This is a genomic window from Chitinophaga sp. 9-1-y, from assembly GCF_059511905.2.
On sequence record NZ_CM197955.1, the window covers coordinates 6,018,122 to 6,033,655 of the forward strand.

General features: G+C 46.3%; 12 protein-coding genes. 2 read left to right on the forward strand and 10 right to left on the reverse strand.

Going from position 1 to position 15,534, the window contains the following annotated elements; all coding sequences use genetic code 11:
- Positions 1-212 precede the first annotated feature (212 nt).
- The 3 genes from AC5ZC7_RS23645 to AC5ZC7_RS23655 form a co-directional block, all read right to left on the reverse strand.
- Positions 213-1,025, reverse strand: coding sequence for an alpha/beta hydrolase-fold protein (locus AC5ZC7_RS23645; protein ID WP_496158566.1), 813 nt, complete (start codon positions 1,023-1,025; stop codon positions 213-215).
- Between the two features lie 82 nt (positions 1,026-1,107).
- Positions 1,108-3,426: a M1 family aminopeptidase gene (locus AC5ZC7_RS23650; protein WP_496158565.1), complete on the reverse strand. Its 2,319-nt coding sequence runs from the start codon at positions 3,424-3,426 to the stop codon at positions 1,108-1,110.
- Between the two features lie 6 nt (positions 3,427-3,432).
- Entirely contained in the window at positions 3,433-4,014 is a 582-nt protein-coding gene (locus tag AC5ZC7_RS23655; protein ID WP_496158564.1) for a HupE/UreJ family protein, read from the reverse strand.
- Between the two features lie 69 nt (positions 4,015-4,083).
- On the opposite strand from AC5ZC7_RS23655, the gene AC5ZC7_RS23660 reads away from it, so the two are divergent.
- Both AC5ZC7_RS23660 and AC5ZC7_RS23665 read left to right on the forward strand, forming a co-directional pair.
- A complete protein-coding gene (locus AC5ZC7_RS23660; RefSeq protein ID WP_496158563.1) occupies positions 4,084-4,572 on the forward strand; it encodes a DUF6702 family protein in 489 nt (162 codons plus the stop codon).
- Between the two features lie 194 nt (positions 4,573-4,766).
- The gene (locus AC5ZC7_RS23665; RefSeq protein WP_496158562.1) at positions 4,767-5,219 is read left to right on the forward strand and encodes a GNAT family N-acetyltransferase; all 453 of its coding nucleotides are present in this window, start codon (positions 4,767-4,769) and stop codon (positions 5,217-5,219) included.
- Here AC5ZC7_RS23665 and flxY read toward each other — a convergent pair.
- The 7 genes from flxY to AC5ZC7_RS23700 are packed head-to-tail and all read right to left on the reverse strand — an operon-like array spanning position 5,216 to position 15,511.
- Positions 5,216-6,508, reverse strand: a complete 1,293-nt coding sequence (gene flxY / locus AC5ZC7_RS23670) for a flexirubin biosynthesis putative acyl-CoA ligase FlxY (protein ID WP_496158561.1) — start codon at positions 6,506-6,508, stop codon at positions 5,216-5,218. The genes AC5ZC7_RS23665 and flxY overlap by 4 nt on opposite strands.
- 12 nt (positions 6,509-6,520) lie before the next feature.
- Positions 6,521-6,898: a holo-ACP synthase gene (gene acpS, locus AC5ZC7_RS23675; protein WP_496158560.1), complete on the reverse strand. Its 378-nt coding sequence runs from the start codon at positions 6,896-6,898 to the stop codon at positions 6,521-6,523.
- The gene (locus AC5ZC7_RS23680) at positions 6,898-8,583 is read right to left on the reverse strand and encodes a C45 family autoproteolytic acyltransferase/hydrolase (RefSeq protein ID WP_496158559.1); all 1,686 of its coding nucleotides are present in this window, start codon (positions 8,581-8,583) and stop codon (positions 6,898-6,900) included. Before AC5ZC7_RS23680 ends, acpS begins: the two co-directional genes overlap by 1 nt.
- Positions 8,584-8,585: 2 nt before the next feature.
- Positions 8,586-10,103 carry an NAD(P)-binding protein gene (locus AC5ZC7_RS23685; protein ID WP_496158558.1) on the reverse strand — a complete coding sequence of 506 codons (1,518 nt, stop codon included), beginning with the start codon at positions 10,101-10,103 and terminating at the stop codon, positions 8,586-8,588.
- Positions 10,090-13,965: a 1-acyl-sn-glycerol-3-phosphate acyltransferase gene (locus AC5ZC7_RS23690; protein ID WP_496158557.1), complete on the reverse strand. Its 3,876-nt coding sequence runs from the start codon at positions 13,963-13,965 to the stop codon at positions 10,090-10,092. The genes AC5ZC7_RS23685 and AC5ZC7_RS23690 overlap by 14 nt, the downstream gene beginning before the upstream one ends.
- Positions 13,958-15,151, reverse strand: coding sequence for a DUF2062 domain-containing protein (locus AC5ZC7_RS23695; RefSeq protein WP_496158556.1), 1,194 nt, complete (start codon positions 15,149-15,151; stop codon positions 13,958-13,960). Before AC5ZC7_RS23695 ends, AC5ZC7_RS23690 begins: the two co-directional genes overlap by 8 nt.
- Entirely contained in the window at positions 15,152-15,511 is a 360-nt protein-coding gene (locus AC5ZC7_RS23700; RefSeq protein WP_496158555.1) for an ApeI family dehydratase, read from the reverse strand.
- Between the last annotated feature and the right edge of the window lie 23 nt (positions 15,512-15,534).

Genomic DNA, 15,534 nt, shown 5'->3' on the forward strand with positions numbered 1-15,534 from the left:
AGGCCGGTCCTGTTGAGGACCGGCATTATATAAAACCCGCGTTTCTTAAAGATATTTTCCTTTTAGCATTCAATCAACATAGGTCACATTCAAGTGTATAGCCGTTGGTATTCCTGCTGACGGACCTTTTTTAAGAGAGAACAAATATTTCATTTTTTCATAGGAATTGGACAACGTACATGGCCGGTCTTTTTAAGGACCGGCTTTCTTTTTTACTTATTAAAAAACTGATGAAAAAACAGCAGTTGATACTTTATCGCATTACTCCAGTAATCCCAGTTATGCTCGCCGGGACGCTCCGTATAGTCGTGATCGATACCCAGCAGTAATAATTTTTTATGCAGATCCCGGTTTACATCAATGAAGAAATCTTTCACCCCACAATCGATGATCAGGGATAAAGTACCCGGCTTCAGCTTCTCTACCTGTTTTATCACCGTATAGTCGGTCCAGTTAACCCCGTCTGGTCCGGGAGGGCCCAGGCGTTTCGCCATATCCCAGTTTTTAGGAAACGGGCGAATATCTACGCCTCCGCTTATACTGCCTGCAGCACCAAATACATCCGAATGACGAATAGCCAGGAACAAAGCACCGTGACCGCCCATACTTAACCCGGCAATAGCGCGGTGAGCGGGTTCCGGCAATGTTTGGTAATGTTGGTCTATGTAGGCCGGAATTTCTTTTCCCACATAGGTTTCAAAGCGCATGGAGCTATCTACCGGGCTGTCGAAATACCAGCTGGAGTAGGCGCCATCAGGACATACAATCATCAGCTGATAGGCATCCGCCAGTTCTTTTACGGCGGGCACCTTTTTTACCCAGTTTGAATAATCGCCGGAGGCGCCGTGTAGCAGATATAGCACGGGGTAGCGCTGCGTACCGTTTTTATAGGAATCGGGTGTAATGACAACGCATTTATAAGCACGGTGCATCTTATTACTGAAAATAGCAACGGTATCAACATTAGCTGCTTTGGCGGTTTGCACCAAACATATCAGCAATAAAAAGCGGGCAAGTAGTTTCATAACTCAGCTATTTTTAAGACATCTGAAAAAAAGGCGGCTATCATTTGGTATGATAGCCGCCACAAAATATAAAATAGCTTGTTTATTTTGAATTTGCTTTCTTCATGGGATTGTCACCCGTAGAGGCACCACGTACCCCTCCTTCGGCTTTAAACAGCTCAAATTTGGACGGAGCAGCTTCTCTGGGCCAGCTGTTGTTGCTTTCGTCGATATCGGCTGTTTCACGTAAAGGATCGAGTTTTACGGCTACCACTTGTTTATCTTTCGCAAATACTTTCGTTACCTCATTTTCGTTTTTCCGCCAGATATAGGCAGAAATACGATCTGTTTCCCTGGTACCATCAGCAAAGGTCCACTCAATGATCAGTGGCATTACCAGGCCACCTTTGTTAGAGAAGGTAAGCTGGTAGAAGTTCTTCTTGCTATCGTACAAGGCTTTTTCTTCCCGGCTGAGGCCATTATAAAAGCTGTTGTAAGCGGCCTTATCTTCCTGGCTTACTTCAAAGCGGTTCCATTTGCTGTAGAAGTCCTGCAGGCTGGTATCCTGGTCTACTGCGTATTTCACGCCAGCCGCTTTATTTCTTTGTCTGGCAACATGATCCATATTCTTATCGTAGGCAGCTTGTGCGGCTTTCGCTGATTCCTCCGGATTACCATTCATGCGATACCATTTAACATCATCCAGGGAGATGTCTACCGGCTCGGTACCAAAGAACCATCCGCGCCAAAACCAGTCGAGGTCAACTGCAGAGGCATCTTCCATGGTACGGAAGAAATCTGCCGGCGTAGGGTGTTTGAAGGCCCAGCGGCGGGCATATTCGCGGAAAGCGAAATCGAACAGTTCGCGGCCCATGACGGTTTCCCGGAGAATATTCAGGGCTGTAGCCGGTTTTGCGTAAGCATTCGGGCCAAACTGCACGATGTTCTCAGAGTTTGTCATAATCGGCTCCAGCTGATCCTTTGGCATCTTCATATAATCCACAATCTTATGCGCAGGGCCACGGCCGGAAGGGAAGTTGCTGTCCCATTCCTGTTCTGCCATAAACTGGCAGAAAGTGTTCAGCCCTTCATCCATCCAGGTCCATTGCCTTTCGTCTGAGTTCACAATCATCGGGAAGAAGTTGTGACCTACTTCGTGGGTAATAACGCCGATCATACCATTTTTGGTGGATTCAGAATAGGTGCCGTCTTTATCCGCGCGGCCATAGTTGAAGCAAATCATCGGGTATTCCATACCGTTGGCAGCTTCTACGGAGATCGCTACCGGGTAAGGATACGGGATGGTATGTTTGGAGTAAGATTTCACGGTATGTGCTACCACCTTGGTAGAATAGCGGCGGTAAAGCGGATAAGCTTCCGGACCGTAGTACGACATGGCCATTACCTTGTTGCCTTCCACATTGGCTGCCATGGCATCCCATACAATGCGACGGGAAGATACCAGTGCAAAGTCGCGTACATTCTGCGCTTCATACACCCATGTTTTGGTATTGGAAGCATTGCCCTGCATGGCTTTCTTTGCCTCGTCCAGGGTTACTACTTCCACTGGCTCCCTGCTGGTTTGGGCCTGCTGCCACCGCTGGTATTGTGCAGCAGTCAGCACTTCTTTATAATTCTGGCATTCGCCGGTGGCGCCTACAATATGATCCGCGGGCACGGTCATGCGTACACGGAAATTGCCAAAGGTGAGGGCAAATTCACCGCGGCCGGTAAACTGTTTGTTTTGCCAGCCCTGGAAATCGGAGTACACCGCCAGGCGTGGGTACCACTGGGTAATGGTATACAGATAATTTTTATCTTCCGGAAAATATTCATACCCACCACGGCCACCTACGGTCATACGATCGGAGATGTTATACCACCAGGATACTTTGAAGCGATATTTCTCACCCGGCATCAATGGTTTAGGCAGGTCGATGCGCATCATGGTTTGGTTAACCGTGTATGGCAGGGCCTTTCCTTCTGCATCGGTGATTTTCACGATTTTCACGCCCAGGTCTTTGGTAGATGGTAACAAGCTGTTCAGGGTAGCCAGTGTCATTTTATCTGACATACGGCTTTCGTTGAAGCGCTGGTTATCGCTGTTGGGATCGTGTTCGTTCTCATCGAGTTGCAGCCATAAGTAGGTGAGCGGGTCGGGAGAATTATTAAAGTAAGTAATGGTTTCGGCGCCGGTGAGCTTTTGCTTTGCATCATCGATTTGCGCGTCTATTTCGTAGTCGGCACGCTGCTGCCAGTACTTTGGACCGGGTGCGCCGGAGGCGGAACGGTACATGTTAGGCGTTTGCAGCATGGTGCCCAGTTGCTCAAAGCGGTTGCCATGGTTGGAGCCAGGATTATTTTGCGCCTGTGCGTACAAACTGCTGCACAGTACCCCGGCGAGGTAAAGATATTTTCTCATAAACAGTTAAAAAAGCAGGCTTCTCACGCCTTGTATTACCATTAAAAAAGCAATTCCAAAAGTTGCAGACGAAAGGAACATGTTCCAATCACGGCGTTTTAAATGCCTGATTTTCACGATTCCGGTTGATATTAGCAATATGCACATTACGATAATGATCTGCCCAAATTCCAGCCCCAAATTGAATCCCAGGAGCGGCTTTACGATGTTTGCCTGGCTGCCCAGCAAGCTTTTCAGGTAATTCGAAAATCCTAATCCATGGATTAACCCGAAAAATAAGGCGTAAAAATAGTTGAGCTGTAGCTGTTGCGGTTCCTCATCGCGGCGAAGTATGTTAGAGAGCGCCGTTATACAGATGGTGACCGGTATCAGGAACTCCACCAGCGCCGAAGGGACACGAATAATATGTAACACACTCAAAGCCAGCGTAATGGAATGTCCAATAGTAAATGCGGTCACTAAAACCAGCACTTTTCTCCAATCACGCAGCAAGTAGACGGCACTCAACGCTATTACAAAAAGAATATGGTCGTATCCTTCCCAATTTATAATATGTTGCCAACCCAACTGAAAATACAACTCGTCCATTGCCCTGCTTTTCTATAATTTTGGTAAGTATAAAGCGTAAAAGTTAATTTTAAAAAAAATTCTAGTCTAGTGGGTTTATTATTATGTAAATGGTGGATAACTTTATGGATGGCGGCCTTGCATCCTTTTTATGCCAGTGTAACGGAAATTGCCCACAACGCCGACAAAAAAGAGCTACAGGTTAGCTGCCGCATTTTCGCCGATGACCTGGAAAATACACTCAAGGCACAGTATAAAACGTCTTTCGACATTACCCATCCTGCTAACCGCAAGCAGGTAGAAGGTTATATTGCCGCCTACCTTTCGCAGCACCTAAGCGTTACCCTGGATGGCAAAAACGTCCCCCTGCATTTTATTGGATATAAAATAGAAGAAGATGCCGTGTGGAGCTTCCTGGAAGCCGAAAATGTACCAACGCCCCAAAAAGTAGCCGTGCGGGATAACTTGTTGTACGAGCGGCATCCTACGCAAACCAATATGGTGCACGTGTTGGTGGGAGGAGAAAGGAAGAGCGCGAAGCTGGATAACCCGAAAGATTTGGCGGTGTTGGGGTTTTAGGGAAAAGCTGTTGAAGTCATGAGCATGTACATTTTCTAATAAAAAAAGGCGAGTCAAATCTAACCACCAAGGAACTACGCGAGTTACAGGAACTTGCTCTTGCTGTAGAAAGATTTGAAGATACTTTTTACCGGCTCCCTCTCCACGCCGGCCAAATTAACAGCGTTAAAAATATTTGAGTAAAAAAAGCTTCCATGGAAATCCTCATCAAAAAGGCCACTGAGCATGATTTTCCGCAAATCTATGCCCTCATTAAAGAATTTGCCATCTTTATTAAAACACCGGAAAAGGTGGCCATCACATTGCCACAGATGATCCGCGACAAAGATTATTTTCAATGCTTCATTGCAATGGATGGCGAAAAAGTAATTGGTTTCGCTAGCTGGTTTTTTGCCTACTATTCGTGGTCTGGCAAAGCGGTGTACCTCGATGATTTGTATGTGCAGACAGCATACCGCGGCAATAACATCGGTACCCGCTTAATGGACGCCGTGATTGAAATTGCCCGGCAATCGGCATGTAAAAAGGTAAGGTGGCAGGTATCCAACTGGAACAAAGATGCCATTACATTTTATCAGCGCCGCGGCGCGCTGATTGATGATGTAGAGATTAATTGTGATTTGTTATTATCATCAGCCAGTCATTAATTCCTGTTATCCAGAAACTTCACCGGCTTGCGGCTATTCTCCGGGAACTGCATCCGCATGATGTCTTGCTGATTGGTATATCTTACCTGTGGAATTACCCGCAATTTTGCCTGGAGATATGATTTTATTTTGCGGTCCATTTCTTCCGATTCTTCTTTCGGCCAGAGATGTAACAAAATTTCATCCGTGCCGAGTTCATTGGAGAACACTTCTACCACAAATTCTTTCACATCTTCCATATCATTCAGCAAATCGAAGAGGGCTGGTGGATAGAGAGTGGTACCCTTATATTTGATCATCTGTTTTTTACGACCAATTACGGGAGATAACCGGAGCGTGTGTCTGCCGCAGCTACAGGTATCGTAATGATACTGGCAGATATCGCCGGTTTTGTAACGTAGCAGGGGCATGCCTTCTACGCCAAGGGTGGTAATGGTTACTTCGCCTTCTTCTCCGGGGGCTACCGGCTGATTGTTTTCATCCAGTAATTCCACATACAGCAGTTCCGGATGATGATGCCCGCCCTTACCGGCTGCACACTCCGTAAAAGCTGTTTGCATTTCCGTAGAGGCGTAAGTAGAATATAGTTTAATGTTCCATTGCTCTGTAATCTTTTTACCGAGCACATTCAGCGAAAAGTCTGTATTACGGATGTTTTCACCGATGCATACTGCCTTCTTCACGGAGGTTTGGTTAATATCTATCTGGTGTTCTTTAGCGTATGCAATCAGTTTTACAATAAAAGAAGGTACGCCTACAATAGTGGTAGGTTTAATACGCTGGATGTTTTCCCATTGCATGCTGGGTACACCTGGACCTACACGCAGTACACCAGCACCCAGTTTTCGGATGCCGTTGTAATAGGCCATGCCCGCCATAAATTGCCGGTCCAATGTGAGCATGAGTTGGTAAATATCGCTATCGGTACCATCGGCGCAACAAAAAGAAATGTATTCGTTATAGCTTAATCGTTGCAGGTCTTTTTCCGTCAGGGCAATAATTACCGGGCGGCCCAAAGTGCCGGAAGTAGTGGTATATTCTGCTATTTTACTTTTATCTACACAAAGAAATTCCCAGTTATGTTCCTGTAAATCTTCTTTGGTAACGGGAGGAATCAGGGAGAATGCTTCCAGTGATTGAACTTTATCTGCTGCAATATCATGTTTCTTAAACCACGATTTGTAGAAGGGTGAAAACTCACGCAGATAACCCAGCAGGCGCATCACTTCTTTTTCCTGGTAAGCCCTGATGGCTGCTTTCGACTGTAGTTCAATATCTGGTATATACATTCTCCTAAAAATTTATCCTTCTATAATCACCATGGCAATGGCGGCACTTTTTTCATGGGATAAAGACACCCATATTTTTTTGATGCCCATGGAGGCATACCTGTTGGCGCCATCGCCTATTAAAAAAATTTCCGGCTTTCCGGCTGCATCGCTGCGCACTTCAATTTCATCGAAATTGATACCGCCATTTCCCCAGCCGGTACCAAAAGCCTTTAGCACAGCTTCTTTGGCAGCGAAACGGGCAGCATAACTTTCCGCAGGATTGGCCTGCCGTTCACAATAAACGATCTCAAAAGGGGTGAATACCAGGTTACGGAATCCATCCCCTTTCGCCAGCTTTGCTGCTATGCGAGGCACTTCCACGATGTCTGTTCCGATACCGATGATCATTAGCTTTTCAGTTTATTATTACATAATGCCAGCTGCCTGCGAATATGGTCTTCCTCACCTTTGGTAGCAATTACCTTTGTAAGTGCCGTTTCATAATACTTCTTTGCGGCAGCGTATGCTTTGCGTTTATATTCATAGTCGCCCGCCAGCACATAGGTATGATAATACTGCGGATTAGTGGCCACTAAGGCGTTAATATCTACCGTTTTCCCTTCGTGGATCTGATCCCTCAGTTGACGGTAGGTATTAAATGCAAGATAATCTTTTGACAGCAGGAAGCTATCAGCGGGGATATTCTGCACGCTGTCGTATACTTCATGATCGGAGGTAAGACCGTGCATGCTGAAAATCTTATTGAGATCGTAGGCTACAAACTGCCCTAGTTGCCACGGCGCTGTAGATACCCATACCAGGCCTTTCTTAGGCTCAAATACGATGGAGTGATGTGCGATCAACTGGTTGATGGCCTTTTCATTACCCATGCCAATATCCGCGTTGTGTAAGCCTCCCCTGTCGCGCAGGATGCTGATTGTTTTTTGTACCGTATTGGGTCCGTTTTCTTTCATCAATTCGGTGAGTCGTTCGTAGCGATACTCGGAAGCACTTTCTTTGATTTGCAGTTTATTGGAAGCCAGGCTACCCAATGAATCTCCCTGGAAGTGATTGGTACAGGTAATAAAGTTTTTGCCGGAGCTGTACATGTCCATGCCTTCAGGCGTTTTTTCAATCAGCACGGCTTTATTATCTTCTGCAGAGCCTATCAGGAAAGATTCTGATACAAACATCTTCCGTTTCTTCGCGATATCCCAGGCTTCCTGTATATTTTTTGCATACTGCAGAATTTCACGGGCTACCAGCGACACAGGTGTAGCAGCACCAGATGGCACCGAAGTTTTGGCGGCATTGATGGTAACAGTAAGGCCCTTATCGTTCATACCAGATACCACGCCGGTAAATCCGCCCCAGGTGACAAACATAAAGTTGTGGCCTTTCTCCGGGCGATAGAATACCACCATTTTCTCGGCGGCAAACGCATCTCCCATATAAAAATCAAAGTTGCGGCCAATGATCAGGTTGCTGTCGGCCGACTGGTCATTCCAAGTACCAAACGACGTACAACCCACCAGCATCATGCCTTGCAGGGCATGACCGATATCGTGTGCCGCGTGGTAATTCATTAAGCGGGCATAATTAGTTCCTATATAATCGTAATTGGGAGAAGCTGAAAAAGATTCTCCATAAATTTCTTCTTTAAACTCTTCCGGTACGTGATCTGCTAAATCCCGGTTAAACCAGCCGATAAAATATTTCAGGAAATGCAGGTAAAAAGTAGACGGCACCATTTTGCTGAACTGTGCCACAAATACATCTTCCTGCCGGCGGATCAGTTCCCCGGAAAGCTTTCCATTAATAACCCCTCTCTCAAAGGGCGCACCTTCCACGTACATTTCATACAGCCCGCTATTGCTTTTCCGGAACCAGTTGTTGCCCAGCGTATAGGCGGTACTGTCGAGCTGTGTACGTTGTAATTGCAACGCACGCTGATCGGCAATTACCGGCGGCTTCATTTTGCTCACCGATACCAGGTATACTGCCAGCCCTATAAAGAGCAATAAGAATATACCGAGGATATATAAGAGTACGCGTCCTAGTCTTCTCCAGCCGCTTCGTTTCTTTGTTTTCACCTTTATGATTGTATTGACTGATTAATTTCATCTACCAGGAAATCCATCCCCAACAATTCCGCTGAGGTGATAACGCCGCTGATAGTTACCCCTAAAATTCCGTGCAAGTTCAGGTTTTGACCGGTAAGATACAAATTGGATAGCTTGGTCCGTGCCGAAACCATGGTCCGTAGCGGATCTGCACTATCCTTTGCAATACCGTACATACTGCCGTCACTGGTACCAATGTAATCCCTGTAAGATAATGGTGTAGCCACGTAGTAAGACTGCACACAGTTGCGGAAGCCCGGGAACTGCTTTTCCACACAATCTATCAACTGGTTGGCTTTAAGGTCTTTAAACGCCTCATAATCGGTACCCCGGCTGCCGGGCGTTAATACGGTGTTGAAGGTATGTTGCCAGGGGGCCATTTCCTCATAACGCATATACGTCATTACAGACAGGCAATCGGCATAGGTTTCGTGCCGGGAACTGGCAGATACGTACATAGCGTATGTTTGCGGCCATGCCCCGGGTTGATAGTCAATACCTGCCCACGCATTTTCCGTAGCGTGGTAGTAATGATTGTGGTTTAGATATTTGAAGGTACCTGGCTTCAGCACTACATTCAGCACAAAAGCGCCTACTGAGTTTTCCAGGGTTTGCAGCCGGTTACGGTAGGCACTACGCAGCGCGTCGCTATGGGTCATTGCCATTGTTTGCGCGGGATGCAGGTTGGAAATGTAATGGGTAGCTTGTGCGCGGGAACCATCCTGTAATACAATATGATCCACTTTATCGCCGGCGCCCTGGATAGCGGTGACGGCCATATTCCGAATAATATCGCCGCCATTGTGGCGGATTTGCCGGCATAGCTGTTTACCAATCTGTGAGCCGCCGTCCACACATTTCCAGGAGCTCTTCATATAGCTGTTTAACACCAACGCATGTACGTAGAAGGGTGTTTTCTCCGCTACGCCGGCATACAACAGGTTATTACCAGCCAGCACCTGTTGCAGCTTTTCATTGTTGGTAATGCTGCGCAGGTAGTCGGCTGTATTGATGTTCAGGACACTACGTTTTTCTTCGTAGTCGCCGGTACGTAAGTTATACAGCGGAAACTTACTGCATACTTCCGTGATTTTATTACAATATGCACGCAGCGCGGCTTCTTCTTCCGGAAAGTCTTCCAGCAGGGTGCGGATGAAATTCTCTTCTCCCTGTGCTAACCGGTATACTTTATCATCACCGGCGAAGCTAATATGATCGAAACCGTTCATATCCATGCGTTTCAGCCGGAGCTTATCGTAGATGCCGAGGTAATTAAATACTTTGTATAAATTTTCTCCGGGAGCCAGACCGCCAATATAATGTACGCCTGAATCGAAGATGACTTTCTCCCGGGAATAAGTTTGTAAGCAACCGCCTGCCTGCCGGTTTTTTTCGTAGATACCTACACGATACCCATTACGGCTGAGGATAGCGCCACATACAAGGCCTCCGAGGCCACTACCTATAATGATAACATCATAGTTGTGCATAGTTTTTCTGGGGAAGTTTTTTGATAACAAATATTACATTGGATGTGTACCGGGTATTGTCTATTTCTTCCGCTACTGCACCATATTTGTTAACCAGGCTACGTACATGTGCAGCTGAGAAAAACGACAATTGCTTATTCTTCGTTTTATTAAACCCAATTACTTTAGTAGACATAAACTCTGTAAACTTAGTCCCGTCGTGCCTTTTAGACATATCACTATCGCCGTCGCGCACAATAATAACGCCTTCAGGCGTCAGTTTATCAATACACTGCTGCAGCAGTGTTTCCTGTTCTTCAGGCGACAAATAATGCAGCATATCGCTTAAAATGAAAGCGTCGTACCGCTCAAAAGGCGTGTTGGCAATATCGCCGTGCATAAATTGCAATTGCTCCGGCTTATTGTAACAGTAGTTAGCAGTAGCTATTTTATCTTCATCATAGTCAATACCGGTGATTTGCCTGCCGGGGGCTGTCCAGGTGAGCATATAGTCCATAAAGCCATATCCACAGCCAATGTCCAGTATGCGTCCTTCCTTGGGCAATAGCTGATGAAACAACTCATAGCTGCCTTCCATGCGGGTTTTAATGCGCATGTACCATTCCAGTACCGGTCCTTTGTAAATGAAGTTGTATTTCAACTGCTCCTGGAAATATTTAGGTACTTCTATTTCTGCCCGCAGCAATTCATATTGTTGTTTGAAATAACGACTGATGGATTTCGTACGTGCGCTGTAGTTATCACCCCAGCTGGTATCTGCCTGGGTAATACGTGGCAGGTACTTCACGGTTACAGTACCATCTTTCAAGAGGAAATCGCCTTTACTCATCGTATAGGCGGTACCGTGAATAACGAGCGGCAATACATCCAGGCCCAGTTGCTCTGCAATATAAAAAGCTCCTTTATGGAAACGCTTGATGGCCGGGTCCGGAGAACGGGTGCCTTCAGGATATACTACAATGGAATATCCCTGTTTTACACGTTCGCGCAATTTTTCAATCGCTCCTTCTGCCCCATCTGCTACCGGGTAATAGTCCGCCAGACGTACCACGGCACCAAATACCGGTGAACGCCATACCCATTGGTTGGTCAGCAAAATTACTTTGGGATGCAGCATGGTAGAAACGAGGATATCCAGGAAAGACTGGTGATTACTCACTATCACCGCCGGCTTTGCCAGTTGCTCGTTCGTTGGATTAATAATGCGCTTCTTCACATTGCCCATAATATAGAGTACACTATGGGTATAGGCAGAAAGAATGCGGTGATATAATACCTTTCCTTTTTCTTTATTAAATGGATTGAGGCGGATCAGTATGGTGCCGATCACTGTCAGCAGTAAACAACCTACCGTGAAGTAGGTAAAAGAAAATACAGAAAGTGTCCAGCCCTTAAAAGTCCATGGCGCGTAGCTCTTGCGCACACGGTTGGTGATTAACCAGTTAAAGAGGAATGGAATCAATACCTGCGAAATCAATACTACGGTGCCAATGCCGATAATGGAAATCAATGCGATCGACTTCAGCGAAGGGTGCTGTGCAAAAATCAGCACGCCCAATCCCAGCATAGTGGTAATGGCAGATAGGAAAATAGACGACTTAAAAGATGAAAGGGTTTTCTTGCCGGTTTTGTATTCTTGCAACAGCCCGTCCATCATAAAAATGCTGTAGTCATCTCCCAAACCAAAAATAAAGGTCGACAGGATGATGTTTACAATATTGAATTTAATGCCAAACAGCCCCATAATTCCCAGTATCCAGACCCAGCTGACTGCCATCGGGATAAAGGTGATGAGGGCCAGCTCAATACGGCCGTAAGACAACAACAGGGCCGCAAATACGAGCAGGGAGGTCATCCAGGCAATGCTATTGAATTCATCTTTGATTACTTCTACCAGCCTGTTAGCGGCGTATTGCTTATCCAGCACGGTAGTACCGGGTAAATTTTCCAGGGCATTGTATACCGCCTGTTTATGCGCCGGATCCACCTTCAACAGGGTGACCAGTGAGGTAGTATTGTTTTTCTGAATGATAAAGTCACCCAGGTTACCGCTACGCAACACTTTCAGTGCGTCCGGCGACAAAGGTTCAAAGCCCTTATTCAGCATACCTTCGAAAGGATTAAAGGCGGCATTGCTAAAGCCAAGACCACTTCCTTCCTTACGCAGGTATTGTAACAGCTGTTGTTTTTTTTCTGCTGTCCAGTATTTATTCCAGCGATCAATCCGTATTTGCTGTTCTTTGTTGGATAACAGCAACGCCTGTACGCCGGCATATTTTTTCACGATACCTTTCGCCTGCAAGTCTTCTATCACTGGCAGGAGCTGCTCTCCTCTTTCCAGCGCGCCTTCCAGGTTTTGCCCATCGGACACTACGTACACAGACTGGGCAATATAGGAATTCACGGCGTTGAGTTGCGCTTCCGCGGCCTTCAACTGCGGCGTCATATAGTTCATCCGCATCATATCGCTTTCAAAGGATACGTTGCCGGCTGTATAAAAGAATACGATGGTCAGGATAAAAATGGCTCCTACCAGGTACTTGTTCTTTTCAGGTCTGTAATCAGATAATTTGTCGAGCCAGTTTTCCTTATGGGTATGTGTTTTATGCGGTTTATGCCCAATCACGATCCAATGCGGTAAAAACACCAGGGAAAACAAAGCGGCGCCCACCAGGCTCAATGCAGCAAACAAGCCTACATCCTTGAGCATGGGAGAATGTACAAACTGCAGGCACAGGAAACCACCAACAGTAGTAAAACTGCCGAGGGTCATTGGCATCGCCAGGTCATCAATCACCTCGCGTATGTCCTGTGAGTGGCGGAAGTGATTGAACACATGCAGCGAATAATTCACCGCAATACCCAATACCACTGCACCGGCGCCCATAGCCATCACAGAAATATGTCCTTTTATTACGTATATCCATGCCAGTGAAAAAAGACCACCGAATACTACGGGCAGCATCACCAATACAGGAGAACGTTTTTTCCTGAAAAACAGGGCAATCAATACTATCAGTAATACAACGGTGATGCCTTGTGTCAGGAAGGTATCTTGTCTTAATTGCGTGGCATTGCCCACTGATACGGCGGTACCGCCGAAGTAGGAAGCGGTAACACCAGGGTAATGCTGATCGATACTGTCTTTGAGTTTATCCAGTCCTTTCAGGAATTGCGCATTGATTTTTGTTGCACCCGGCGGATTGGCAGGGGTAATGAAAATCAACACATGCTTGTGATCTTTGGTGATCACATAGTTATCGTACAATTCAAACTGGTCATCATATTGCAGGTGCTGCAATTTCTTCACGCCTATCCAGGAAATACCAACAGGATCAGCCTGTATCATTTTCTTCAGTACCAGTCCGGCAGGCGATATCAGAGTATTATAATCGTATTGTAATGACTTTTGCAGCTGGGCAGTTTCCAGCAGGCTATCTACTTTCGTGTAATCTTTTTCTTCCAGGAAGATGGGTAAATGTTGTTGTATCACCTGCATCAATCCCATGACCATGGAGTCTTCCGCCTGGGATTGAACACCCCGGATCCAGGGGGCCAGTTGCGCACCGGCGGTGGAAGCCAGATCCGCGGCATAGGCGGTTAAACTATCCGGCTGTGCTTCTTTTGTAGTGTCTTTTTGGGAGATGGTCACAATCAGTTTGTCCGCAAAACGCGAGTCCTGGAATACCTGTTGCAGTTTGTCCAGTTTCTTGTCCTGTGGTAAAATTTTTGTGATGTCTTCTTCCAGCTTTATTTGTGCGGCGAAGTATCCTACCAGCAGAAAGCTGGCAATGGTACAAGTCCACAGCCAGCCTTTATGCTTCTCAAAAAAGTTATATATCGCTACAAAAAAGCTACCCATTTTTTTTCTCTTTTCTAAATATTGTCAACATCCCCAAACTCACTGCCCACACTAATAGTCCGGCTGCCACCGCCAGGGTGATAGCGCCAAACACATATTGCAGCATATTTTCTTTAATCGTATCGAAATTAAACCCGTCTTTAAACAGGAGGTCGCTGGCGGATTGCCCTACCCATATTTTGCCCACCAGGAAACTGGCAAAGAGCACAAATGGGGTTAGCGGTGGTGTGCTGATATGTGCCGACAGCAATACCAGCGCCTTATTCAATTTCAGCTTGATAGATACCAAGATGGCTACCAGCAGCTGGAAACCCCAGATGGGTACAATACCCATAAACACCCCAAATCCGATAGCAACGGCTTTGCGCATATTGGACTCATCCGATTTCAGCACTTCTTCTTTCCACATCTTTTTCCAGTTCTCTTTCTTCAACAGAAAGCGAACAAAATCGCGGGGCTTGATATAGAGGAACGTGGTCAGTACCAGGAACGTATTCAGGATGGTAATACGCGTAACATCCCGCACCGGGCGGAAATGTGATACCCGTTCTTCCGGCGGCGGATAATATACTTTTACCGGTGTCCAGTCGACCGTGATACCTTTCCAGGCGCTGCGCACCAGCACTTCTATTTCAAATTCGTATTTAGTACAGAAATAGTGCATGTTGCCCATGCGGCGCAGGGGATACAGTCTGTAGCCTGATTGTGTATCTGGTCCTTTTAAACCAGTGGTTACCTGGAACCAGAAATTAGAGACTTTATTGGCAGATGTACTTTTCCCCGGCATGTTTTCCTGGTGCAGGTTACGGGCACCTATAACGAGTGCGCCGGGGCGTTCCTCGATCTGTTGCAGCATGTTCGGCAAATCGGTGGCAAAATGCTGTCCATCTGCATCCATCGTGATCACGTAGTCATACCCTTGCTGCATGGCGTATGCAAATCCGCGGCGGAGGGCAATGCCCTTACCACGGTTAGGACTATACGATACTAACTGCAGGGAAGGAAACTGTTCCAGCACGGCGAGGGTTTCATCTGTAGCGCCGTCATTTACAACAATGACATGATCCGTGTAAGTGAGCGCGTCCCTTAATACCGTGCCGAGTGTGCCGGCATTATTATACGTAGGGATTAACACCGCTGCGCGGTGACGTTCAAAGTGTGCGTTATGTGTAGGAGCTGTAGTCACTTAATTAAATATACCCTGGAACTTCATAAATGTTGTGTCTTCCCGCTTTAAGGTAGCGTTCACTTTCCAGCCGGTTTCTTCCGCTTTATAACTAACGGTAACGTCTACCAGTGGTTGTTTTGTTGGGTCTATCATCTGAAGAAATTTCATTTGAGTGGCTTTCTTCAGCATCACTTTTTGTTTCACGGCACCTTCCAGCACTTCTGTAATGGTTTGCATCATGCATACGCCTGGTACTACCGGTTGTTCAGGAAAATGTCCCTGAAAAATAGGATGAGCCGCATTCAGTTCTATGGTAACGGTTACCTGTCCGGGTTCTTCGTTGTGTGCTGTTACTGTATAAAAATTACCTGCTAACATGTGCTGCGATTATATTGATTTGT

Bases quoted from the DNA above. Each gene is read 5' to 3' on its own strand.
- AC5ZC7_RS23645 (WP_496158566.1), bottom strand. From the start codon at position 1,025: ATGAAACTACTTGCCCGCTTTTTATTGCTGATATGTTTGGTGCAAACC.
- AC5ZC7_RS23650 (WP_496158565.1), bottom strand. From the start codon at position 3,426: ATGAGAAAATATCTTTACCTCGCCGGGGTACTGTGCAGCAGTTTGTAC.
- AC5ZC7_RS23655 (WP_496158564.1), bottom strand. From the start codon at position 4,014: ATGGACGAGTTGTATTTTCAGTTGGGTTGGCAACATATTATAAATTGG.
- AC5ZC7_RS23665 (WP_496158562.1), top strand. From the start codon at position 4,767: ATGGAAATCCTCATCAAAAAGGCCACTGAGCATGATTTTCCGCAAATC.
- flxY (WP_496158561.1), bottom strand. From the start codon at position 6,508: ATGTATATACCAGATATTGAACTACAGTCGAAAGCAGCCATCAGGGCT.
- acpS (WP_496158560.1), bottom strand. From the start codon at position 6,898: ATGATCATCGGTATCGGAACAGACATCGTGGAAGTGCCTCGCATAGCA.
- AC5ZC7_RS23685 (WP_496158558.1), bottom strand. From the start codon at position 10,103: ATGCACAACTATGATGTTATCATTATAGGTAGTGGCCTCGGAGGCCTT.
- AC5ZC7_RS23690 (WP_496158557.1), bottom strand. From the start codon at position 13,965: ATGGGTAGCTTTTTTGTAGCGATATATAACTTTTTTGAGAAGCATAAA.
- AC5ZC7_RS23700 (WP_496158555.1), bottom strand. From the start codon at position 15,511: ATGTTAGCAGGTAATTTTTATACAGTAACAGCACACAACGAAGAACCC.